Origin of the sequence: Streptomyces sp. 1-11 (genome assembly GCF_007176755.1) — a bacterium.
In the GTDB taxonomy this organism is placed as follows: Bacteria; Actinomycetota; Actinomycetes; order Streptomycetales; family Streptomycetaceae; genus Streptomyces.
In genome coordinates this window covers 97,633-119,920 of the sequence record NZ_BJTV01000008.1, presented here as the reverse complement: position 1 = coordinate 119,920, position 22,288 = coordinate 97,633, and the positions used below count along the sequence as shown (strand labels likewise).

Below are 22,288 nucleotides of genomic sequence, written 5' to 3'. Positions count from 1 at the left end.
GGGTGGCGCGGGAGGTGCCGGCCGGGATTCCCGGCGAGGATGGACTGTGGGGCGAACCGGCTGGGAGGCGGGTATGACGGTGAACCGTGTCGGCCTGGTCGTGCACAGCGGACGGGCGGAGGCCGTGGCCGCCGCGAGCGCCGTGCGCGAATGGTGCGCCGAGCACGCGGTGGCCTGTGCCGACATCGACGTGTGGCGGGAAGGCGAGCGGCACAGCGCCCGGGAGGAGATCGACGCGGCCGGCGATCCGGACATGATCGTCACCCTGGGCGGCGACGGGACGTTCCTGCGCGGCGCCCGGCTGGCGGCCGAGAACGACGCCCTCGTCCTGGGCGTGGACCTCGGGCGGGTGGGCTTCCTGACCGAGGTGCCCGCGTCCGCGGTGCGGGCCGCGCTGGAGGCCGTGCGGGAGGAGCGGATCACGGTCGAGAACCGGATGCTGCTCACCCTGCGGGCGTCGTGCCGGCTGGAGGTGCCCGCGAACATGGAGGCGCTGGTGCGCTACGGCCGCGGCCCGATGCTGCCGCCGCCACGGGTGCGCCCGGAGTGCGAGATCGGCGACGACTGGGGGGTCGCCCTGAACGTCATGGCCCTGAACGACGTGGTCCTGGAGAAGCTGACCCGGGACCGGCAGGTGTCGGTGGGCGTCTACCTCGCCGGCCGGCTGCTCGCCGCCTACTCGGCCGACGCGCTGCTGGTGGCCACGCCGACGGGCTCGACCGCGTACAGCTTCGCCGCGGGCGGCCCGGTGGTGTCGCCCCGCGCCGAGGGCCTGGTGTTCACTCCGGTCGCCCCGCACATGGCGTTCAACCGGTCGGTCGTGGCGGCCCCGGACGAGCCCATCGCGCTGCGCGTGCTGGAGCGGTCCGGGCAGGCCGCCGTCAGCATCGACGGCCAGGTGCGCGGGGTGCTCGGCCCCGGGGAGTGGATCGGCGTGTACGCCGCTCCCCGCCGGCTCAAGGCGGTCCGGCTGGGCCCGATGGACTTCTACGGCCGGCTGCGCGAGCGCATGCGGCTCACCGACGCCCCGGCCGCGCTCGCCGACGGCGACGCCGCGCCGCTGTGGCCGGTGCGCACACCGCCGCCGGGCGACCTCGCGCACCTCGCCATGCCCAGCGCCCCGCACCGGGCACCGCCCCTGACCTGAGGCCTTCGGCCGGCCCGCGCGGTCTGCCCGTCCGTCGTGCAACCATTCGCCATATCAGCATGTCTCACCCCATAACAGCATGGCGTGACCAAGGGGGACATCATGCGGAGAACAGGGATCATCGCGACAGTACTCGTCCTGGCGGGCGCCGGACTGGGCGGCGTGGCGACGGCGGCGGACGCGGCTCCGGCGGCCGCCGCGCGGGCCACGGCCTGTCCGGCCGGCTGGGGCAGCGGACCCAAGGGCGGCCCGGCCACCGGGGCGGTGCCGCTGAAGAACGTCAGGACAGGACGGCACGACTGCTACGACCGCATCGTGTTCGACGTGCCCGGCGGCGGCCGTGCCGTCCGCTACCACGTCGCGTACGTCGACCGGCTGCGGCAGGACACCACCGGGCGCACCGTCCCGGTCCGCGGCGGGGCCGTGCTCGACATCCGTGTCGGCGCGCCGAGCTACGACCCGGCGACCGGCGCGGTCACGTACCCGGGGCGGGTGGGCCGCACCCTGCCGGGCGTGGACGTGAGCGGGTACCGCACCTTCCGGGACACCCGGTTCGCCGGGAGTTTCGAGGGCGGGACGCAGGTGGGTCTCGGCGTGCGGGCCCGGCTGCCGTTCCGGGTCCAGCAGGCGTCGGGCCGGCTGGTGGTCGACGTGGCGCACAGCTGGAGGGGCGCCGGCTGAGCGGGTCCTGCGGGTCCCGGCCGTGTCACATCTGGGAGCGGGTGGCGCCGAAGTGCGTCTCGTGGTTCCAGACGTGGCGGCAGGACGGGCACTGCAGGTGCAGCAGGCTGCCGGTGTTGGAGAGCAGGTAGCGCCAGTGCCCGCGGCACGGGCGCCCCTGCTCGCAGGTGGCGCAGCCGCGGCGGTCGTCGCAGTTGGGGCAGGCGACCCAGGCACGGCGGCCGATGTCGGCCTGCGGATCAAGCGGCAGCATCGCCGCCGCCGCGCCGGGGCAGCACACCGGCCGCGATGAGCTTCTCGTAGAGCCGCTGCTGCTCGGCGTCGAGACCGGAGTACAGCAGGTCGTACGCCTCCTGCTCGCCGTGCAGGGCCGCCATCGGGTCCCAGCCGGCGCCCAGCGCGGCCACGGTGTGGGTGCGCCGGAGCATCTCGTGGGAGCTGAGGTCGACGGTGAACTCGACGAGCCGGGTGGCGCCGGGCCGGTCCGCCGGGGGCCGGCCGGCCCGCGCGGACCCGCCCGTTTCGGCCTGTTCGACAGACTCGCCGGGTTCGCCGCTTTCGCCAGGAAGGATGGGGCCATGGGTGGACATGTGTCCGAACGTAGGTAGGCCCGGGCCGCCGGGGCAAGAGCGGGTGGGAGAAGTCACAGGGTCAGCGGGCGATGAGCCCGGTGAACCGCTCGGTGTCGATGTTGCCGCCGGAGGCGATGACGCCGATCCGCCGCGGCGGGTCGTCGACGCGCCCGGCCATCAGGGCCGCGAGGGCGCTCGCGCCGCTCGGTTCGAGGACGATCTTCAGGCGCTCGAAGGCGAACCGCATGGCGTGGACGATCTCCTCGTCGCTGACCACGGCGACGGCGTCGACCAGGCGCTGGTTGATGGGGAAGGTGATCTCGCCGGGCGTGGCCAGGGCCTGGCCGTCGGCGATGGTGCGGGGCACGGGGATGGTGACGCGCGCGCCGCCGGCCAGGGAGAGCCTGGTGTCGTCGCCCGCTTCGGGCTCCACGCCGATCACGCGGATGCCGGGGTGCAGGGCCTTGGCCGCGGTGGCGCTGCCCGCGATGAGGCCGCCGCCGCCGACCGGCACCACGAGCGCGTCGAGCGCCCCGGTGTCCTGGAGGAGTTCGAGCGCCGCGGTGCCCTGGCCGGCGATGACGTGCGGGTGGTCGTAGGGCGGGATCAGGGCCAGGCCCCGGTCCTCGGCCAGGGCCTCGCCGAGGGCGGTGCGGTCCTGGGTGTAGCGGTCGTAGGTGACGACCTCGGCGCCGTATCCGGCGGTGGCCGCCAGTTTGGAGCGGGGGGCGTCCTCGGGCATCAGGATGACGGCGGTGGTCCCCAGCTCGCGGGCGGCCAGCGCGGTGGCCTGGGCGTGGTTGCCCGAGGAGTAGGCGGCGATGCCCTTGGCCAGTTGCCCGGGCGAGAGCCGGGCGGCGGCGTTGTAGGCGCCGCGGAACTTGAAGGCGCCGACCCGCTGGAAGTTCTCGCACTTGACGAACACCTCGGCGCCGACGGCCGAGTTCAGCGTGCGGGAGGTGAGCACGGGGGTGCGGTGGGCGATGCCCTGGAGGCGTGCGGCGGCCTCCTGGACGTCGTCGAACGTTACGGGCGATGCGTCGGCCATGCGGGGTCCTTACACGGTAGGGGCGGGGCGGCGGGTCGCCGGTCAGCGGGCCGGCGGGGTGCGGGTCACCAGCCGGTGACGCGGTTCCAGACGGCCTGGATCCCGGGCGCGGGACCGGCGGGCCGGCTGCCGTCGACGACGTGGTAGCCGCAGTGCTGGGCGGCGGTGGCGCAGGCGTGGTTGGGCAGGACGCGCAGGCGGGTGCCGATGGGCAGGTCGGGCAGGGGGGCGCCGTCGCGGGCGGTGAGGGTGCCGTGCTCCTGGCTCGCGGCGGTCATGACGAGCCCGGGGACCAGCCGTCCGTCGAGGCCGGCGACCAGGCCGTAGCCCTGGTCCTGGGGCTGTGCGGAGGTGCCGCGGTCCCGGGACATGGCCATCCAGCCGCCGTCGGTGATGATCCAGCCGTACTCGGGGCGGTGGCCGATGACGGTGACGACGACCGACAGGGCGAGGTCGTCCAGTTCGCAGACGCCGAGGCCGGCCATGACGAGGTCGAAGAAGACGTAGTTCCCGGCGCGCAGTTCGGTGACGCCTGTGAGGTCCTCGGCGGCGTGGGCGGTGGGAGTGGAGCCGACGCTGACGACGGGCACGGGCAGGCCGGCGGCGCGCAGCCGGCCGGCCGCCGCGACGGCGGCGTCGCGCTCCCGCTCGGCGGCCAGGCGCCGTTCCTCGGGGGTGTGGGCGAAGTAGGACTCGCCCGCGTGGGTCAGCACCCCGTCGAGGCAGCCCGCGTCGTGCAGGACGCGGCCGATGCCGGCCAGTTCCGGGGCGTCGGGACGTAGGCCGCCGCGGTGGCCGTCGCAGTCGATCTCCACCTGGGCGGGGAGGGTGATGCCGGCCTCCCGGGCGGCCTCGGCCACGGCCCTCGCCTGTCCGGCGCTGTCGAGCAGGACGCGCAGGGTGACGCCGCGCCGCCGCAGCGCGACGACCCTGGGCAGCTTGTGGGGGTCGATGCCGACGGCGTAGGTGATGTCGGTGTGGCCGCCGTCGGCGAACGCCTCGGCCTCGGCGAGGGTGGAGACGGTGACGGGGCCGGGCGTGCCCGGGTGCAGGAGCGCGGCGGCGTCCAGGCTCTTGGCCGTCTTGACGTGCGGGCGCAGGGTCACGCCGAGGCGTTCGGCGTGCCGGGCGAGCCGGGCGATGTTGCGCCGCACCCGGTGCACGTCGACGACCGCGAACGGGGTGTCGGGGTCGGCCAGCGTCCTGGCGGGCGGGGCGGTGGGCGCCGGAGCCTCCGGTGGCGCCGGGTCCCCGTCGGCGAGGGCGGCGGCCCGTTGCTCGGTGATGTGCGGCAGACGGCGGTCCGCGGCGGTCATGGGCGGCCTCTCACCTGGTGTAGTTGTACACGGTGGCACGGGAGACGCCGAGCAGGTCGGCGATGCTCTGGGCGGCGTCGCGCGAGTCGAAGTAGCCCTCGGCGTGCAGGTGCCGTACGAGTTCCCTCTTGGCGTCCCGGCTCAGCGAACGCGGGGTCCCGCCGCGCTCGGCGGCGAGTGACTCGACCGCCCCGCGCAGCTCGCGGGCGTTGCGGTCGCGCAGTGTCTCCAGCGGGGGTTCGCGGTGCTCGGTGTCGGTGGCGACGAGCCTGGACAGGGCGAGCGTGACGGGTGACAGCACGGAGACGTCGAGGTTCAGGCAGAGGGCGGCGATGTAGTCGCCGGCGCCGTTCTTGATGCCGATCGAGGTGCTCTTCGCCGGGCGGCCGTCGGGGAACCGGTTGGGGTAGTTCTGGATGACGCCGGGGTAGTCCGGGTCGGCGATCCGGGCCAGGCCCAGCTCGGTCGCGGAGTCCCCGGTCCGGCGGCCGGAGAGATTGTTCTCGATCTTCCTGATGGCGTGCCGGGGGTCGCGCAGGTCGTGCAGGACCACTTCGCACAGGCCCGGGAACATGCGCCCGAGGGCGACGGCGATCTTCTCGGCCTCCCGGATGAGGTGTTCGTCCGGGTCGGCGGGCGCGGGCGCCGCCGCCCCGGCACGGCGCGCCGGCACCGCGCCGTCCGTCACGTGATCCATCCGTCCCGCCCCGCATCTGGACTAGAAATCCAACTCTGGACAGGAAGGCTAACCCGGGAGTCCGCCGGCGTCCAGAGCCGGACCCCGGAACGGGCCGCGGGGACGGGCGGCCGAGGTGGCCGGAGTGGAGCGGCGGCCGGACACTACTGGTGGACGGGCGTTTCCCGTGGTCTGCTGGAGGTAGCGGGAAGGACTCCTTGGAGACGCGGGGAAGCGGCTCGCGGCCGTGCACCGCGCAATCAGGATCCACGAGAAGCGGATGGCGTCCTTCCCGCCCTCGTGCGCCCTTCCCGGCCCCCGCGGCCGGGCCGAAGGGCCCTCGGGCGGGGCCCGAGCGGCCCGTGGTGCCGAGGGCCCGGGAGGCCCACGCTGGCACCAGACGCCATGAAGGGAGCCGGGGCCATGACCTCCGCCACCACCACCATGAACGCCGCTCTGCCCGCCGAGCACCGTGAATCCCTGATGCGGGCCGCCCGCGAGGTCTCGTTCGCGAGCGGTGCCCGTCTGTTCGAGGAAGGCCGGCGGGCGGACCGCTTCTGGATCGTGCGCACCGGCACCGTGGCCCTGGACCTGAGGGTGCCCGGCCGCCGTCCCGCCGTCATCGAGTCGCTCGGCCACGGCGACCTGGTGGGCTGGTCCTGGCACTTCCCGCCGCACATCTGGCAGTTGGGCGCCGAGGCGCTGAGCCCGGTGCGGGCCTGGGAGTTCGACGCCGGGACCGTCCTGGACATGTGCGCCGAGGACCCGGAGTTCGGCCGGGCGATCGCGGTCTGGGTGGGGCGGGTGGTCGCGCAGCGGCTGCACGCGTCCCGGATCCGGCTGCTCGACCTCTACGCCCCCTACGGCAGCGGCGGCCTGGTGTGACCGCCCGGCCCGGCGGGGAGGACCCCGAGGAGGACACCATGGCAGGCAGCCCGTACCGGGTGAGCGACGTGATGACGCGGGCCGTCGTCGCGGTCGGCCGCCGGGCACCGTTCAGGGAGATCGTCGAGCGCATGGAGGAGTGGAAGGTCAGCGCGCTGCCCGTGCTGGAGGGGGACGGCCGGGTGATCGGTCTGGTCTCCGAGGCCGATCTGCTGCCCAAGGAGGAGTTCCGGGACAGCGATCCGGACCGGCTCACCCAGCTGCGCCGCCTGCCCGACCTGGCCAAGGCCGGAGCGGTGACGGCGGACGAGGTGATGAGCGCCCCGGCGGTCACCGTCCACGCCGACGCCACGCTCGCGGAGGCGGCGCGGATCATGGCCCTGCGGCACGTCAAGCGGCTGCCCGTGGTGAACGCCGAGGGAGTACTCGAGGGCGTCGTCAGCCGCTCGGACCTGCTGAAGGTATTCCTGCGCCCGGACGACGACCTCGCCGACGAGATCCGGCGCGACGTCGTCGACGTCCTCTTCCCGGCCCCGGTCGAGCCGGTGCACATCACGGTCTCGGACGGTGTCGCCATCCTGACCGGCCGGGTCGCCGACGCTGCCCGCATCCCCCTGGCGATCGGCATGGTCCGGGCCGTCGAGGGTGTGGTGAGCGTGGAGTCCCACCTCACCGCGGCCGAGGGCTGACACCAGGCCGCTGCGACGGGGCCCCGCCCCCGAGCCGCTCCGACGGGGCCCCGCCTGCTGGCAGGCACGTTTCCCGGCCTGGCAGGCACGTTTCGCGGCGCCTCTCCCCCGCCCTCACCCCCGTCCCCCGCTGAACTTGCGCCACTCCGGGCCGACGCGCTTCCACTCCTCGTCCCATTCGGTCAGCCGCCGGCGCAGCAGCGCCGCCTGGAGCAGCCGGCCGCCGCCCCAGAAGGCCGCGCCGACGAGCGGGCCCACGAGGATGCCGGTCAGACCCGCCTGCAGGGCCGCCTCCGTCCTGCTCAGGGGCTCAGGCACGACCCGGCCCGCGGTGTCCGCCCACACCGTGAGCCGGGTGCCCGCCAGGGCGTTCGGCAGGACCCTGGCCGTGGCCCGGTGCACCGATCCGCCGGCGTCGGTCCAGCGCACGGTGGCCCGCACCCGGCCGTCGTCGCGTCCGTTCGCGGCGGACGGCGTCTCCGGCTCGACGCCGGTGACCACGGCGGCGACCGGGTGTGCGCGGGCCCGCCGTGCCGCGAGGTCCGAGTCCACCGAGTGTGCCGCCAGCAGCCCCGCGAGGGCCCCGCCGACGAGAACCAGCAACCAGACGCCGAGCACGATCCAGGCCTCGACGGCGTCGCTGTGCCGGCGCAGCGCGTTGTGCCGCCAGCGCCACAGCCGGACGGGGCGGTCGTTGGGTCGGGATGCTTTCGCGGGCATCGGGGACGGCCTCCTCTCGGCTCCGCCTGCCGTCGCCGCCGTCAGGCGGGGGCCGCCGGCCGCGGCTCGGCGAGACCGGGGCCCGCGTGCGGGTGGCGGCGCGGGCCGGTCAGGGCGCAGCGCACGTCGACGACGCCGGGCACCGAGCGCGCCAGCAGGGTGGCGAGCGGTACCAGCGCGGTGTCGTGCACGCGCCCGGTGAGGGTGACCACCCCCTCGCGCACCTCGACCCGCACCGGCGCCTCCCGGGTGCCGAACAGCCGCACGACCACCTCGCGGGCGACGTCCTCGGCGATGTCCTCGTCGGCGCGCAGGAACACCTTCAGCAGGTCGGAGCGGCTGACGACCCCCCTGAGGGTCCCGTCAGGACCGACGACGGGCAGATGCTTGACCCCGCGGCGGGCCATGACGCGCGCCGCGTGCGCGAGGGTGGCCCCGGGCGGCACGGTGACGGCCGGAGAGGTCATCAGTTCCGCCGCGGTCACCGCGTCCGCCTTGCGGAGGTCGGCGAGGTGCCGCAGCTGCGCGGACCGGTCCGGGTCGCCCTCGCGGTACTCCTCCTTGGGCAGCAGATCGGCCTCGGAGACCACGCCCACCACCCGGCCGTCGGCGTCCAGCACCGGAAGGGCGCTCACCTGCCACTCCCGCATCGCCTGCGCGATCTCCTTGAAGCCGGCGCCGGTGCGCAGTGCGACGACCGGGCAGGTCATCACGTCGTTCACGACCGTCGGAGTGCCGTCCATGGCGCCCTCCGGGGGCTCGGATGCCTTCCTGGGACTTCTTCAGCGTGCGCCGGCGGCCCCGCCCGGGGCATGGGCCGAGTGGCCCGTTCCCGCGGCCGAAGCGTCCCTCACGACGGCCGGTCACCCGACCGTGAGGGACCTGTGGCCCCCGGTACGGGTCCATCGGACCTACGGACATCGGCGCGGCATGGGCCACAGTGGTCGCAGGAGCGGCACCGATCCCCCGCGGTGTCGCTCCGTCGTCCGTGCCCGGCGCCCGGCCGCGGTCGCGGGGCGCGGCCGGCCGGCCTCACGCGGTGATCCGGCGCCCGGTGATGGTGAACGGCTCGATGCGCACCCACACGCTCCGGTTGCCCCCCGCCCAGGGCAGGCTGTACGCCCGCTCCGCGAGACGGAGTTGCTCGTGCCGGTCGGTGACCGCGTGGGCGGGCCCGCGCACCAGGACGCTCCAGCCCTGGCTGAACGCCTCGTCGATGCGGTCCACTTCGAACGCCACCTGGAGTCCGGCGGCCAGCGAGGGGGTCGCGCCGCGTGCGGTCCGGAAGACGATCGCGCCGTCCACCACGGTGTAGTTCACCGGCACGATCAGCGGGCCCGACGCCGTGGGCACCGCGAGCCGCCCGACGCCGTGCATGGCCAGCAGGGTGCGGCACTCGCTCGGGCGCAGCCTGCTGAACTCCGGTGCGTGTGCGGCCCGTCCGGTGCCGGGCGGCAGGTCGACGCTGCCGCCGGTGAGTTCGTTGACGGTGGTCTCCAGCGCCTCGGCCAGGTTCATCAGCGCGCCGGTGCCCGGCGCGGCGCCGGGGTGCTCCTCCAGGTACCTGAGATAGCTGGCCGCCATACCGGCGCGGGCCGCGGCCTGCCGCCGGGTCAGGCCGAGCTGCAGCCGCCGGGCGGCCAGCCGCCGGCCGAGGTCGCCCAGCGCCGTCCGGGTCTCCGCCTCCGCGGGGGTGGTGACCGCTTCCGCGGAGAGGCCCGCCGCCGTGCCCGCCCTTGTCCTGCCGGTCATGGTCCCTCGCCTCCGTCTCGCTTCGTGCTCAGGCCGCGGGGACGGCCAGTTCCGCGTGCTGCTCCCCGCCGAGCACCACCTTGAGCGCGCCGGTCTCGGCGGCCCGGGAGAAGATGTCGTACGCCTCTTCCATCTGCTGCAACGGGAAGGTGTGGGTGACCAGTCCGCCGGTCGGCAGCCGGCCGGCCACGGCCATCCGCAGCAGCATCGGGGTGGAGCGGGTGTCCACCAGGCCGGTGGTGATGGTGACGTTCCTGATCCACAGGTCCTCGAGGTGCAGGGTGGCGGGCCGGCCGTGCACGCCGACGTTGGCGACGTGCCCGCCCGGGCGGACCACGCGGGTGCACAGCTCGAAGCTCTCCGGGACGCCGACCGCCTCGACCGCCACGTCCGCGCCCAGCCCGTCGGTCAGGTCGTCCACCAGTTGCCGGGGCGCCTCCCGCGCGTCGGCCACCGCGTCGGCGCCGAACCGCCTGGCCGCGTCGAGCCGGGCCGGCGCCAGGTCTACGGCGATGATCCGCTCGGGCGAGAACAGGCGTGCCGTGGTGATCGTCGCGAGGCCGATGGGGCCGGCGCCGACGACCACGACGGTGTCTCCGGGGCGGACCCGCCCGTTGAGGACGCCGACCTCGTAGGAGGTCGGGAAGATGTCCGCCAGCAGTACGGCGTCCTCGCTGCGGACGGCGCCGGGCAGCGGGTGCACGGACAGGTCGGCGTGAGGCACGCGGACGTACTCCGCCTGGGTCCCGTCGATCAGGTGGCCGAGGATCCAGCCCCCGCCGCCGCGGCACTGGCCGTAGGAGCCGTCCCGGCAGAAGCGGCACCGGCCGCAGGAGGTGACGCAGGAGATCAGCACCCGGTCGCCGGGCCGCACGGTGTTCACGTCGCTGCCGGTCTCGACGACCTCGCCGACCGCCTCGTGGCCGAGCACCGTGCCCGGGCGCACCTCGGGCACGTCGCCCTTGAGGATGTGCAGGTCCGTCCCGCAGATGGTCACTGCGCCGACCCGCACGATCACGTCGGTCGGCTCCTTGATCGCCGGGTCCGGCACGTCCTGCCAGGAGGCCTGCCCGGGACCGTGGAAGACATAGCCCTTCATGACGCTCCTCACCTGTTCGGTCTGCCGCGGCACCAGGGCGTCCGGCGGGTACGCGGGCGTGGGCCTGGCTCCGGCACGGCGCCGGAAGGGCCCCGCATGTTCAGCTTGTGCGGTGCGCGGGGGACACGCTTGGGCCGACCGGCCCTCGCCACCGGCCGGAAGGCGCCCGTCCGGACCCCGCGCGGGCCCCGCCGGCACGCCACCCCGTCCGCACACCGAACCCCACCGGCCCCGCCGGCACGCCGAACCCCGCCGGTCCCTGCCCATGCCCACGCCAGCCCTTGTCCGGGCCCTGCTCCGCCCAGTCGTCGCCGACCCCCACCTGCGCCCGTGCCGGTCCCTGTCCGCGCCCCGCCGAGCCCCGTCCGTACCCACGCCGGCCCTGTCCGCGCCCCGCCCAGCCCCATCCGTACCCACGCCGGCCCCGCCCTCCCCCGTCCGCCCGTCGCCGACCCCTGTCGCCCCCGCGCCGGGCCCGTTCCCCGCCCCGTGGGCCCCGTCGGCCCCGGTATGGGGCCGACCGGCCCTACCGCGTACGCCCCGGAAGGCGTTTGTCTCGTTGCATGTCCGAGAACCGCACGACGTCCGGCCCGCGCCCCGCGCCCAGCGAGGGCGGCGGCACGACCGTCGTGGCCCTGGACGGGGAGATAGACATGTTGTCCGTGGACGCGCTGGCGCAGCGGCTCGACGCGCTCACCGCGGGCCCGCGCCCCGATCTGGTGCTCGATCTGCGCCCGGCCACCTTCATCGACTGCTCCGGCCTGGGCGTCCTGTGCCGGGCGCGGAACCGGACTCTGGCCCGCCGGGGCCGGCTGCGGCTGGTCGCCGAGAGCACGAGCTTCGCGCGCCTGCTGCGCCTGTCCGGCCTGGGCGGGGTCTTCGAGGTGCACCGGAAGCTGCCCTAGCCGCCTGCGGCCCGCCCCCCGCGGCCGGGTTCCGTGACCGAGTCCCTCCTGGAGTCACCATGTACGGCACCCCGCACATCGTCAGCGACGTCATGACGCACACGGTCGCCGCCGTCGGCCGCCGGGCCCCGTTCAAGGAGATCGTGGAGATGATGCAGGACTGGCGGGTCAGCGCCCTTCCGGTGATCGAGGGCGAGGGCCGGGTCGTCGGTGTCGTCTCCGAGGCCGACCTGCTGCCCACGGAGGAGCTACGGGACGACCCCGCGGAGGAGTACACCCGGCTGCGCCGCCCCGCCGACATGGCCAAGGCGGGCGCGCTCAGCGCCGGTGACCTGATGACCGAGCCGGCCGTGACCGTGCGCGCCGACGCCACCCTGGCCGAGGCCGCCCGGGTGATGGCGCGGACCGGGGTCAAGCGGCTGCCGGTGGTCGACGAACTCGGGCTGCTGCAGGGCGTGGTGAGCCGCGCCGACCTGCTCAAGGTCTTCCTGCGCGGGGACGAGGAGATCGCCGAGCAGGTCCGACGGGAGATCGTGTCCTACCTGTTCCCGCCGCCTTCGTCGTCCCTGCACGTGGTGGTCGAGGACGGCGTCGTGACGCTCGTCGGCCGGGTGCGCGACAGAGCCCTGGTGCCGGTGGCCGCCCGGCTGATCAGGGCCGTGGAGGGCGTGGTGGACGTACGGTTCGACCTGCCGCCGGGCGGCCGGGACGCGGTGACCGGGCAGGGCGCCGCCACCGAGTGAGCGCGCGGGCGGGGCCCACCTCGGGCCGGGGCGCACCAGCACGATCGCCGGCGAGGCCTACTTCGCCCCGGGGCGCACCAGCACGACCGGACAGGTCGCGTGCTGCGACACGTGCTGGCTGACGGAGCCGAGCAGGGCCCGGGCGAAGCCGCCCCTGCCCCGGCTGCCGACGACCAGCACCTCGGCTCCCTCGGCGGCCCGCAGCAGCACCTCGGCGGGGTTGCCGTGCGCCACGTGGGTCAGCACCGAGCGGGCCACGTCGTCGCCGAGCACCTCGGTGACTTCCTGCCGCATCCGGTCACGGGCCTCGTCCCGGTCGATGTCCATGTCCACCACCGGCCCCGACCAGCCGTACAGGCCCGGCAGTTCCCACGCGGTGACGGCGTCCACGCGGGCGTCGATGAGGGCCGCGTAGCGCACGGCCCAGCGCAGGGCCTCGTACGAGGACGGGGAGCCGTCCACGCCGACCACGACCCTCGGCCCGGAGACGTTGCTGTCCACGTGTGCCACCTCTCCCGCGGAACGTGCGCCCGCCCGGTCGGTCGATCCCCTGACCTCCACGGTGCGCGAGAGGGCACCGCACCGCCAGATGAGCGCGCCTTACCGGATGGCGGTCGGCGGCAGTTGCGCGGGACTGACCAGCTCGCCCAGGACCTCCGCCATGAACTGGACCAGCCAGCGCTGCGAAGGGCTGCGGGACGCCTCGTGCCGGGCGTAGAGCGCGATCTCGATCGGCTCGGTGTCGAAAGGCAGCCGGACCAGCCGCAGCCGGTGGGAGGCGGTGAAGACCTCGCCGACGTACTCCGGGACGATCGCGATCAGGTCGGTCCGCTCCAGCAGGTACGGCAGCACCGAGAAGCGGGTGGCGTCCACGGTCAGGCGGTCCAGCAGTCCGTGGGTGGCGAGCAGCGACCTGGGCGCGACGTGCCCGCTGGGCCCGTACACCGACGCGTGCTGCTCGGCGGCCAGTTCGGCCAGGGTGACGCGGGTGCCGCGGATGCGCGGGTGGTCGGCGGCGACCATGCCGACGTAGCGCTCGTGGAAGAGCGGGATGCGCACGGTGCGGTGCGAGGTCAGCACCGGTGTGGCCACGAAGGCGTCGAGTTCGCCGCGGCGGAGCTGGCTCTCGGCGTCGTCCACGTCCAGGGAGCGGACGGCGAACGACACCCGGGGCGCGCGCTCGCGCGCGGCCGCCACCAGGCGCGGCAGCAGCGTGACCTCGCCCAGGTCGGAGAAAGAGACGGTGAAGCGGCCGCCCATGGTGGCGGGGTCGAAGTCGTCGGACTGGCGGATCGCCCCGTCGATGTCGGCGAGGGCGCGCTGCAGCGGCTCGTACAGGCGGCGGGCGCCGGCGGTGGGGGTGAGGCCGCGGCCGGTGCGGCGGAAGAGCTCGTCCCCGAAGTGGCGGCGCAGCTTGCCCAGGCTGTAGCTGACGGTCGGCTGGGTGACGTGCAGGGTCTCGGCGGTGGCCGTGACGCTGCCGGTCTCGTAGAGCAGCACGAAGACGCGGGCGAGGTTCAGGTCGAAGCTGCTCATATCGACGGAGTCTATATCGCGGCCGGGCAACATCTATTGGTGACCATGTCGTGTGCTCCTTAGCGTGTGCTGCGTCACTTCCGAAGGGAAAAGCACCCGTGCCATCCGTGCGTCATGTCTCCCATGAGTTCCTGCGTCGTCAGGGGCTCACCACCGTCTTCGGCAACCCCGGCTCCAACGAGCTGCCCTTCCTCGCCGACCTGCCGGACGGGTTCCGCTACGTCCTGGGCCTGCACGAGGGGGCCGTGGTGGGCATGGCCGACGGCTACGCGCAGGCGACCGGCCGTCCCGTCCTGGTCAACCTGCACGCCGCGTCCGGCTCCGGCAACGCGATGGGCGCGCTGACGAACGCGGTGGCCTCGCGCACGCCCCTGGTGATCGTGGCCGGCCAGCAGGTGCGGCCGGCCATCGGGCCGGAGGCGAACCTCGCCAACGTCGACGCCGCCGCGCTGATGCGGCCGCTGGCCGGCTGGGCCGCCGAGCCGGCGTGCGCGCAGGACGTGCCGCGCGCGCTCGCCCAGGCGGTCTTCGAGGCCCGGCTGCAGCGGCGGCCCACCTACCTCTCCGTGCCGTACGACGACTGGGCGGCCGACGCGGGCGAGAACTCCCTGGCGGTGCTGGACCGGCGGGTGGAGCGGGCGGGCGTGCCCGGCGCGGAGCAGGGCCGCCGGCTGGCCGAGGCGGTCGCGGCGGCGCGGCGGCCGGCGCTGGTGCTGGGCGGCGACATCGACTCCGGCGGGCTCTTCCACGACGCGGTGCGCCTCGCCGAGCGGCTGGGCGGTCCGGTGTGGGCGGCGCCGTCGCAGTTCCGGCTGCCCTTCCCCAACCGCCACCCGCTGTTCCGCGGGGTGCTGCCGGCCGGCATCGAGCCGGTGTCCCGGGCCTTCGAGGGGCACGACCTGGTGCTGGTGCTCGGCGCCCCGGTGTTCCGGTACCACGAGTACCTTCCCGGGCGGTACCTGCCGGAGGGCACCCGGCTCATCCAGGTGACCGAGGACGCCCCGGCCGCGGCGCGGGCGCCGATGGGCGAGGCCCTGGTGGCCGACCCGGCCGCGGTGATCGAGCTGCTGCTGAAGGCGCTGGACGCGCCCGCGGCGCCCGCGGACGCGTTCCGGCCGGCGCCCGAGCCGGCGTCCGCCGACGCGCCGCGCCTGCACCCCGAGCAGGTGTTCGCGGCCCTGCGGGACGAACTGCCCGGCGACACCGCCTACGTCGTGGAGTCGACGTCGACGAACGCCGCGTGGTGGCGCCAGATGGACCTGCGCGAGCCCGGCTCGTACTACTTCCCGGCCGCCGGCGGCCTCGGCTTCGGGCTGCCCGGCGCGGTCGGGGTCGCCATGGCCCAGCCCGGCCGCCCGGTCGTCGGTGTGATCGGGGACGGCTCGGCCAACTACGGCATCACCGCCCTGTGGACCGCCGCGCGGCATCGGGTCCCGCTCACCGTGGTGCTGCTGCGCAACGGGACGTACGGGGCGCTGCGCTGGTTCAGCGGTCTGCTCGGCGTGCCGGACGCGCCGGGCCTGGACATCCCGGGCCTCGACTTCACCCGTATCGCGGAGGGCTACGGAGTGCCGGCCCGGCACGTCGGCGATGCGGACGAGCTGCGGGCCGTGCTGGCCGAGCGGCCGGACGGACCCCGGCTCGTCCAGGTCGACACCGCGCTGACGACCCCCTCCTGACCACCCCTGCCCGAACGCCCGAACCCCTCTCCGAGAACTCGCCGCCCGACGGGCGGCGGAAGGGACACCGATGACACTCCTGGACAGCGCCGTCTGGGGCGAGAAGTTCCACAGCGACGGCTGGCGGGACGCCACCGCCGGGCGGCCGGTGACCGAGCCCGCGACCGGGGACCGGCTCGGCACCGTGGGCCTGGCCACCGCCGAGGACGTCGGCCGCGCCGCGGCCCGGGCCGCCGAGGCCCAGCGGACCTGGGCGGCCACCCCGGCCGCGGAACGGGCGGCCGTGCTGCGCCGCGCGGGCGAGCTGTTCACCGAGCACGCCGCCGAGATCGAGGACTGGCTGGTGCGCGAGGCCGGTTCGGTGCGCTCCAAGGCGTCGTTCGAGGTGGGGCTGGCCCTGGGCGAGTGCTTCGAGTGCGCGGCGCTGCCGACGCACCCGCAGGGCGAGGTGCTGGCCTCGGAGGAGGCCCGCTGGTCGTTCGCCCGGCGCCGTCCGGCCGGTGTCGTCAGCGTGATCGCGCCGTTCAACTTCCCGCTCATCCTCGGGCTGCGCTCGGTGGCGCCCGCGCTGGCCCTGGGCAACGCGGTCCTGCTGAAGCCGGACCCGCGCACCGCGGTGAGCGGCGGCGTCGTCATCGCCCGCGTCTTCGAGGAGGCCGGGCTGCCCTCCGGCCTGCTGCACCTGCTCCCGGGCGACGCGTCGGTCGGCCAGGCCGTCGTCGAGGCACCCGAGGTGCGGGTCGTCTCCTTCACCGGCTCCACCCCGGTCGGCCGGGCGATCGGCGAGCAGGCGGGCCGGCTGCTCAAGCGGGCCCACCTCGAACTCGGCGGCAACAACGCCCTGGTGGTGCTGCCGGGCGCGGACGTGCGCAAGGCTGCCTCGGCCGGCGCGTTCGGCTCGTACCTGCACCAGGGGCAGATCTGCATGACGACCGGCCGCCACATCGTGCACGAGTCGCTGCTCGAGGAGTACGCGGCGGTGCTCGCCGCAAAGGCGGACGCACTGCCCGTGGGCGACCCGGCCCGGGAGGACGTGGCGCTGGGCCCGATCATCGACCGGCGGCAGCTGGAGCGGGTGCACGGCATCGTCACCGAGAGCGTGGCGGCCGGCGCGAAGCTGGCCGCGGGCGGCGAGATCGTGGGCGCCGGGTACCGCGCCACCGTGCTGACCGGCCTCACCCCCGACATGCCGGCCTGGCGCGAGGAGATCTTCGGTCCGGTGGCGCCGGTCATCGGCTTCTCCACGCCGGAGGAGGCCGCGCGGATCGTCAACGACTGCGAGTACGGACTGTCCGTCGGCATCCTCGGTGACGTGGGCACGGCGATGAAGCTCGCCGACCGGATCGACTCCGGAAAGATCCACATCAACGAGCAGACGGTCGCCGACGAGCCGCACGCCCCGTTCGGCGGGGTCAAGGCGTCCGGCACCGGGTCCCGGTTCGGCGGAGCCGCCGCCAACATCGAGGCCTTCACCGAGACCCAGTGGGTCACCGTACGGCCGGACATAGCCGACTACCCGTTCTGATCCCCGCGTTCCCGTTCCGCCGGGCCCGCGCGCGACCCCTCCGGCTCGCCGCGCGGCCGCTCCGGCTCCCGCTCGCCCACTTCCGTCTCCCGTAGCCGCTCTGGGGGGAATGTCTCCATGGCATCCGTCGTCTCTTCCGACGCGTCCGACGCGTCCAACACCTCCGCGGGCACCGGCGCCGCCGGCCGTGGCGTCTGGACGGTGGTCCTGTGCTGGATCACCGTCATGCTCGAGGGGTACGACCTCGTCGTCCTCGGCGCCATCATCCCGACCCTGATCAAGACCCGGCACCTCGGCATCACCGCCGGGGACGCCACCACCATCGCCACGCTCTCGCTGGTCGGCGTCGCCATCGGCGCGGTGCTGGTCGGTCCGCTCGCCGACCGGCTCGGGCGGCGTCTGCTGCTCATCGGGTCCGTGGTGCTGTTCTCCGTGTTCACCCTGCTGGTCCCGCTCGCCTCCTCCGTGGCGATGTTCGCCGTGCTGCGGCTGATCGCCGGGGTGGGTCTCGGCGCCTGCATGCCGGTGTCGCTGACGATGATGGCCGAGCACATGCCCGCCAGACGCCGGGCACGCGCCAGCACGCTGACGATGACCGGCTACCACACCGGCGCCGTCATCACCTCGCTGCTGGCCCTGCAGGTGACCGACAACTGGCAGGTGCTGTTCTACGTCCTCGGCGCGGCCGGGCTCGTGGTGGCGGCCGTCCAGTGGTTCCGGCTGCCGGAGTCGGAGGCGTTCGTGCGCGCCCGCGAGGCCACCGGGTCCCAGCGGGTGCCGTTCACCGAGCTGCTCAAGCCGGCCTACCTGCGGGCGGGCATCGGCATCTGGGTCGCCTCCTTCATGGGCCTGCTGCTGGTCTACGGCCTCAACACCTGGCTGCCCAAGCTGATGAACGAGGCCGGCTACCCCGTCCCCACGGCCGTCACCCAGCTCCTGATCCTCAACGCCGGCGGCGTGGCCGGGCTGGTGCTGGGCGGCTTCGTCGCCGACCGGCGGGGCATCAAGCCGGTCACCCTCGGCTGGTTCGCGGTCTCGGTGGTGATGCTGGCCTGCCTCAGCGTCAGGATGCACAGCGACCTGCTGCTCGACACCGTGGTCTTCCTGACGGGTGTGTTCGTCTTCTCGGCGCAGGTGCTCGTCTACGCCTACGTGACCAGCTACTACCCGGCCGCGGTCCGCGGCACCGCCCTCGGCTCGGCCTCCGGCATCGGCCGCATCGGGTCGATCGTCGGCCCGACGATCACCGGCGCCCTGGTCGCCGCCGGGGTCGGTCACCCGTGGGGCTTCTACTTCTTCGCCGCCGTGGCCGTCCTCGGCTTCGTGGCAGTGCTCACGCTGCCGGGCCGGCCCCCCGCCGTCGCTGCCGCTGCCGGGCCGGCCGAGGCGGAGGCCGTCCGGCCCGCCGTCTGACCCGCCCGCGGGCGCGCGCCCGCCCGGTACGACCGCGGCACGGGCCGGACACGGCCCGTGCCGCGGTCGTGTCCGCGAGCCGCTGGGAGAGCGGGACGCGTCCGGCTGGTGCAGCCTGGGTGTGCAGGCCACCACCGGACAGGGAGCGGAGGATGCCGGCGCAGGTCGATCACGCGGCGCTGTTCGCCGCCACCCCGAGCCCGTACCTCGTCCTGGGTCCGGACCTGGTGATCGTGGACGTCAACCGGGCGTACCTGGAGGCGACCGCGCGGACCCGGGACGACCTGGTCGGGCAGCACGTCTTCCAGGCGTTCCCGGACAACCCGGACGACCCGGAGGCCGACGGGACGCGCAACCTAGGCGCCTCGCTGCACCGGGTGCTGTCCACCCGCGAGCAGGACACGATGGCCCTGCAGAAGTACGACATCCCCGTCGTGCGCCGGCCCGGTGAGTTCGAGGAGCGCTGGTGGTCCCCCGTGAACACCCCCGTGCTGGGGCCGGACGGGCAGGTGGCGTGGATCATCCACCGGGTCGAGGACGTGACCGCCTTCGTCAAGGCCTACCAGGCCGGTGACCCCACCCGGATCCGGGTCGGCAGGCGCCTGGAGGCCGCGCAGACGCTGGAGGCCGAACTGTACGTCCGGGCGCGGGAGCTGCAGCGGCTGAACGAGGAGCTGCGGCAGGCCAACACCCGGGAGCGCGCGGTCGCGGTGACGCTGCAGGAGGCCATGCTGTACGCGCCCGACCTGGCCCACCATCCGCACGACGTGGCGGTGCGCTACCTGCCCGCGATCGGCTCGCTCAACGTGTGCGGCGACTGGTACGACGTGGTCGACATCCCGCCGGACCGGCTCGCCCTGGCGGTCGGCGACGTCATCGGGCACGGCCTGGAGGCCGCCGCCGTGATGGGCATGCTGCGCAGCGCGCTGTCGGCGGCCATCCGGGCCCTGGAACGGCCCGCGCAGGCCCTGGAGGTGCTGGGGCTGTACGCCCGCTCGATCGAGGGGGCCCTGGGCACGACGGCGGTGAAGGCGATCGTCGACCGGCGCAGCCAGCTCATCACCTACAGCTGCGCCGGGCACCCGCCACCCGTGCTGGCGCACCCGGACGGCCGCACGGAGCTGCTCGACCTCGCCACCGACCCGCCGCTCGGCGCCCGGCCGATGCACGTGCCGCGGCCGCAGGCCAGCATCCCGTACACGCCCGGCGACACCCTGGTGCTGTACACCGACGGGCTCATCGAGCGCCGCAAGGAGGACATAGACGTCGGGATCGACCGGCTGAGGGAGGCGCTGGTGGAGTGCGGCAGCCTGGGCGCCGAGCGGCTAGCGGACACGCTGCTGAACAGCCTGGGGGTGGCCGGCGGCGGCCAGGACGACATCGCCCTGGTCGTCGCCCGGCTGTGAGCACGCCGCCGGGTCGCGCTGCACCTCCTGTGAGGCTTCCCCGGCGTGTGGAGCCACTTGTGCGGTTTCCCTGGCGCTGGCGGGCTTCGTCGCGGGTTTCGACCCCGAGACCGACAGCCCGTACGTCAACTACGCGACCCCGTTCCCCGGCGCCGAGCCGGCCGACCGGGACATAGCGGCCCTGATCCTCGCCTTCCGCGAACGCGGTCTGCGGCCACGTCTCGAGTTCGCCCCGGACGCCGCGCCCGCCGTCGAACCCGCGCTGCGCCGGGCGGGTTTCCGCACCGAGGCGGTCCACGAGTACCTGGTCTGCACCCCCGGGTCCCTGATGGCGCCGGCCGGTGGCGGCCCGGGCCGGAACCCGGCCGTCCTGGCCCCGCGCACCGACGAGGACTACCGGGCGATCGACACCGCCCTGTCCGAGGCGTTCGCGGGCGAGTTCGGCCCGTCCGAGGCGGGCGCGGCCCGGCTGCGGCGCACCGCTGAACAGGGCGGCGCCGTCCGGTACGTGCGCGCGCCCGACGGCACCTGCGCCGGCGGGGCCCTGTGCTCCGCGCCCGCCGAGGACACCGCGGAACTCGCGGGCGTCGGCACCCGGCCCGCCTACCGGGGCCGGGGCATCGCCGCCGCCGTCACCGCGGCCCTGGCGGAGGCCGCGTTCGCCCGTGGCACGTCGTCGGTGTGGCTGGAGTACTCGGGCGAGGGCTCCCGCCGCGTGTACGAACGCGTCGGCTTCCGGCCCCGGGGCACGCGCCTGTACCTGACCCTGTGAACCCGGCTCCCGGCGGGGACCGGACTCCTGCCGGCCGCCCGGCGCCCGTCCGGCAGGAGTCCGGCCGGCCGGCGGCCGGTGGGGCAGAGGCGTCACGTGGTCCCCGGCGCCCCGTCGCGACGAGGCCCGGCCGGGTGAACGAGCCCCGGTCCATGGCCGGATCGGGAAAGTGGTCCGGGCCCGCGCCGCGGCGGAACGCGGACCGGTCCGTACCCCGTGGGCGCGTTGGCGTGCGGGAACGCGGCGCCGGGCTCGCGCGGTGTGCCCAAGGGCGGGCGTGGCACTATCGTTTCCCCCTCTGACACGACCCGGAGAAAGGATGTCGGTGTGGCGATGAAGGCCTTGCGTGCGGCGTTGGAAGCGGTCTACGTACGGCGCCTGAACCGCAAGCTGGAGGGCCTGCCCCGGCCGCGGCACGTGGCGATCATGCTGGACGGCAACCGCCGCTGGGCGCGGGGCGCGGGACACAGCGACGTCCGTGAGGGCTACCGTGTCGGCGGCGCCAAGGTCACGGACTTCCTGCGCTGGTGCACCGACGCCGGGATCAGCCACGTCACGCTGTGGATGCTGTCCGACGACAACCTCCACCGGCCCGCCGACGAACTCGGCCCGCTGCTCGGCATAATCGAGGAGACGGTCCAGCGGATCTGCGCTCCCGGGGAGCCCTGGGAGATCGAGATCATCGGCGCCCTCGACCTGCTGCCGGGGAACACCGCCCGCGTGCTGAAGGAGGCCGCCTCGGGCACCGTCGGCCGGGGTGGGCTCAAGGTCGACGTCGCCGTGGGCTACGGCGGCCGCCGGGAGATCGTCGACGCCGTCCGGGCGGCCTTCGACAAGCACATCGGCGCGGGCGGCGATCCCCGGGACCTGGCCGCGGAGTTCGACCTGGAGCACATCAGCGACAACCTGTACTCGCCGGCCGGTCACGACACCGACTTCATCATCCGCACCTCCGGCGAACAGCGGCTGTCCGGCTTCCTGTTGTGGCAGTCCGCCTATGCGGAGGTGCACTTCGTCGACGTCCTGTGGCCGGCCTTCCGCCAGATCGACCTGCTGCGCGCCCTGCGTTCGTACGCGGACCGGGACCGCCGCTACGGCCGCTGACCCGACCCGGCGCGCCTGGGCCGGCGTTGGACCGTCCGGCACGGGTCGCCTAGCGTGCGGCCCATGACAGAGCGACGCGCGATACTCAGCGGTTCCACCTTCGAGGAGCAGATCGGCTACGCCCGCGCCGTGGTGGACGGCGACCTGGTGCACGTGTCCGGGACGACCGGGTTCGACTACACCACGATGACCATCTCCGAGGACGTGGTGGCGCAGGCCGAGCAGTGCCTGCGCAACATAGAGGCCGCGCTGGCCGAGGCCGGCTGCGGCTTCCCCGATGTGGTGCGAGTGCGCTACCTCCTGCCCGAGCGCGCGGACTTCGAGCCGTGCTGGCCGGTGCTGCGGCGGGCATTCGGGGAGGTCCGCCCGGCCGCGACGATGCTGGTGTGCGGCCTGGCCGATCCCCGCATGAGGATCGAGATCGAGGTGTACGCGCGCCGCCCGTCCGCTGTGTGACGGATCGCCGGGCCCGGGCGGGCACGGGCCTGTCACCCGGGCGGCGGACTGCCGTTGCCCACCTGGCGTTTCCTCGTTGTCCCGGAAGCACCCCGGAATTGTCCTTGATCGGTAACAGCGGGAGCCTCCGGCCGCCCCCGCCCGTCCTGTCAGGTGCACGGGGA

General features: G+C 74.7%; 24 protein-coding genes. 13 read left to right on the top strand and 11 right to left on the bottom strand.

Annotation, left to right across the window (positions count from 1 at the left end; translation table 11 throughout):
• Positions 1–73: 73 nt before the first annotated feature.
• Together TNCT1_RS18845 and TNCT1_RS18840 are read left to right on the top strand one after the other, a co-directional pair.
• On the top strand, positions 74–1,147 hold the full coding sequence (locus TNCT1_RS18845; RefSeq protein ID WP_143633572.1) for an NAD(+)/NADH kinase: 1,074 nt from the start codon (positions 74–76) through the stop codon (positions 1,145–1,147).
• A 102-nt stretch (positions 1,148–1,249) separates the two neighbouring features.
• Complete coding sequence (locus tag TNCT1_RS18840; RefSeq protein ID WP_143633570.1) at positions 1,250–1,828, top strand: hypothetical protein; 579 nt, start codon at positions 1,250–1,252, stop codon at positions 1,826–1,828.
• Between the two features lie 25 nt (positions 1,829–1,853).
• On the opposite strand, the gene TNCT1_RS18835 is transcribed toward TNCT1_RS18840, so the two are convergent.
• The 5 genes from TNCT1_RS18835 to TNCT1_RS18815 all read right to left on the bottom strand — a co-directional run bounded on the left by TNCT1_RS18835 (position 1,854) and on the right by TNCT1_RS18815 (position 5,461).
• Positions 1,854–2,081 carry a hypothetical protein gene (locus TNCT1_RS18835; RefSeq protein WP_143633568.1) on the bottom strand — a complete coding sequence of 76 codons (228 nt, stop codon included), beginning with the start codon at positions 2,079–2,081 and terminating at the stop codon, positions 1,854–1,856.
• A complete protein-coding gene (locus tag TNCT1_RS18830) occupies positions 2,068–2,418 on the bottom strand; it encodes a DUF6400 family protein (protein ID WP_143633565.1) in 351 nt (116 codons plus the stop codon). Before TNCT1_RS18830 ends, TNCT1_RS18835 begins: the two co-directional genes overlap by 14 nt.
• Before the next feature lie 61 nt (positions 2,419–2,479).
• Positions 2,480–3,448 (bottom strand): threo-3-hydroxy-L-aspartate ammonia-lyase, encoded by a 969-nt coding sequence (locus TNCT1_RS18825; protein ID WP_143633562.1) that lies wholly within the window; start codon positions 3,446–3,448, stop codon positions 2,480–2,482.
• Between the two features lie 65 nt (positions 3,449–3,513).
• Positions 3,514–4,764: an alanine racemase gene (locus tag TNCT1_RS18820; RefSeq protein WP_143633559.1), complete on the bottom strand. Its 1,251-nt coding sequence runs from the start codon at positions 4,762–4,764 to the stop codon at positions 3,514–3,516.
• A gap of 10 nt (positions 4,765–4,774) precedes the next feature.
• Positions 4,775–5,461, bottom strand: coding sequence for a transcriptional regulator (locus TNCT1_RS18815; protein ID WP_143633556.1), 687 nt, complete (start codon positions 5,459–5,461; stop codon positions 4,775–4,777).
• Positions 5,462–5,863: 402 nt separating this feature from the next.
• On the opposite strand from TNCT1_RS18815, the gene TNCT1_RS18810 reads away from it, so the two are divergent.
• Positions 5,864–6,325 (top strand): cyclic nucleotide-binding domain-containing protein, encoded by a 462-nt coding sequence (locus TNCT1_RS18810; protein WP_143633553.1) that lies wholly within the window; start codon positions 5,864–5,866, stop codon positions 6,323–6,325.
• A gap of 38 nt (positions 6,326–6,363) precedes the next feature.
• The gene (locus TNCT1_RS18805) at positions 6,364–7,014 is read left to right on the top strand and encodes a CBS domain-containing protein (protein WP_143633550.1); all 651 of its coding nucleotides are present in this window, start codon (positions 6,364–6,366) and stop codon (positions 7,012–7,014) included.
• A gap of 114 nt (positions 7,015–7,128) precedes the next feature.
• On the opposite strand, the gene TNCT1_RS18800 is transcribed toward TNCT1_RS18805, so the two are convergent.
• From TNCT1_RS18800 to TNCT1_RS18785, 4 genes are all read right to left on the bottom strand, one after another.
• Entirely contained in the window at positions 7,129–7,734 is a 606-nt protein-coding gene (locus TNCT1_RS18800) for a hypothetical protein (RefSeq protein WP_143633547.1), read from the bottom strand.
• 41 nt (positions 7,735–7,775) lie between these two features.
• The gene (locus tag TNCT1_RS18795; RefSeq protein ID WP_143633545.1) at positions 7,776–8,477 is read right to left on the bottom strand and encodes a CBS domain-containing protein; all 702 of its coding nucleotides are present in this window, start codon (positions 8,475–8,477) and stop codon (positions 7,776–7,778) included.
• 289 nt (positions 8,478–8,766) lie between these two features.
• Positions 8,767–9,486, bottom strand: a complete 720-nt coding sequence (locus TNCT1_RS18790) for a pyridoxamine 5'-phosphate oxidase family protein (protein WP_143633542.1) — start codon at positions 9,484–9,486, stop codon at positions 8,767–8,769.
• 28 nt (positions 9,487–9,514) lie between these two features.
• Positions 9,515–10,585 (bottom strand): zinc-dependent alcohol dehydrogenase family protein, encoded by a 1,071-nt coding sequence (locus tag TNCT1_RS18785; RefSeq protein ID WP_143633540.1) that lies wholly within the window; start codon positions 10,583–10,585, stop codon positions 9,515–9,517.
• A 563-nt stretch (positions 10,586–11,148) separates the two neighbouring features.
• Between TNCT1_RS18785 and TNCT1_RS18780 the strand changes: the two genes are divergently transcribed.
• Together TNCT1_RS18780 and TNCT1_RS18775 are read left to right on the top strand one after the other, a co-directional pair.
• The gene (locus TNCT1_RS18780) at positions 11,149–11,490 is read left to right on the top strand and encodes an STAS domain-containing protein (RefSeq protein WP_143633537.1); all 342 of its coding nucleotides are present in this window, start codon (positions 11,149–11,151) and stop codon (positions 11,488–11,490) included.
• A 59-nt stretch (positions 11,491–11,549) separates the two neighbouring features.
• Positions 11,550–12,233: a CBS domain-containing protein gene (locus TNCT1_RS18775; protein ID WP_143633535.1), complete on the top strand. Its 684-nt coding sequence runs from the start codon at positions 11,550–11,552 to the stop codon at positions 12,231–12,233.
• A 57-nt stretch (positions 12,234–12,290) separates the two neighbouring features.
• On the opposite strand, the gene TNCT1_RS18770 is transcribed toward TNCT1_RS18775, so the two are convergent.
• Positions 12,291–12,734: a universal stress protein gene (locus TNCT1_RS18770; protein WP_143633533.1), complete on the bottom strand. Its 444-nt coding sequence runs from the start codon at positions 12,732–12,734 to the stop codon at positions 12,291–12,293.
• 99 nt (positions 12,735–12,833) lie between these two features.
• Positions 12,834–13,769 (bottom strand): LysR family transcriptional regulator, encoded by a 936-nt coding sequence (locus TNCT1_RS18765; RefSeq protein WP_143633530.1) that lies wholly within the window; start codon positions 13,767–13,769, stop codon positions 12,834–12,836.
• A 98-nt stretch (positions 13,770–13,867) separates the two neighbouring features.
• Here TNCT1_RS18765 and mdlC point away from each other — a divergent pair, with 98 nt between their 5' ends.
• From mdlC to TNCT1_RS18730, 7 genes are all read left to right on the top strand, one after another.
• Positions 13,868–15,448 carry a benzoylformate decarboxylase gene (mdlC, locus tag TNCT1_RS18760; RefSeq protein ID WP_143633528.1) on the top strand — a complete coding sequence of 527 codons (1,581 nt, stop codon included), beginning with the start codon at positions 13,868–13,870 and terminating at the stop codon, positions 15,446–15,448.
• Between the two features lie 70 nt (positions 15,449–15,518).
• Positions 15,519–16,973 (top strand): benzaldehyde dehydrogenase, encoded by a 1,455-nt coding sequence (locus TNCT1_RS18755; protein ID WP_143633526.1) that lies wholly within the window; start codon positions 15,519–15,521, stop codon positions 16,971–16,973.
• A 117-nt stretch (positions 16,974–17,090) separates the two neighbouring features.
• Entirely contained in the window at positions 17,091–18,386 is a 1,296-nt protein-coding gene (locus tag TNCT1_RS18750; RefSeq protein WP_143633524.1) for an aromatic acid/H+ symport family MFS transporter, read from the top strand.
• Positions 18,387–18,538: 152 nt separating this feature from the next.
• Complete coding sequence (locus TNCT1_RS18745; RefSeq protein WP_143633522.1) at positions 18,539–19,792, top strand: PP2C family protein-serine/threonine phosphatase; 1,254 nt, start codon at positions 18,539–18,541, stop codon at positions 19,790–19,792.
• Positions 19,793–19,862: 70 nt separating this feature from the next.
• Positions 19,863–20,564 (top strand): GNAT family N-acetyltransferase, encoded by a 702-nt coding sequence (locus TNCT1_RS18740; RefSeq protein WP_143633520.1) that lies wholly within the window; start codon positions 19,863–19,865, stop codon positions 20,562–20,564.
• Positions 20,565–20,897: 333 nt separating this feature from the next.
• Entirely contained in the window at positions 20,898–21,668 is a 771-nt protein-coding gene (locus TNCT1_RS18735; RefSeq protein WP_143633987.1) for an isoprenyl transferase, read from the top strand.
• Between the two features lie 63 nt (positions 21,669–21,731).
• A complete protein-coding gene (locus tag TNCT1_RS18730) occupies positions 21,732–22,124 on the top strand; it encodes a RidA family protein (protein ID WP_143633518.1) in 393 nt (130 codons plus the stop codon).
• The last annotated feature ends 164 nt before the right edge of the window (positions 22,125–22,288 follow it).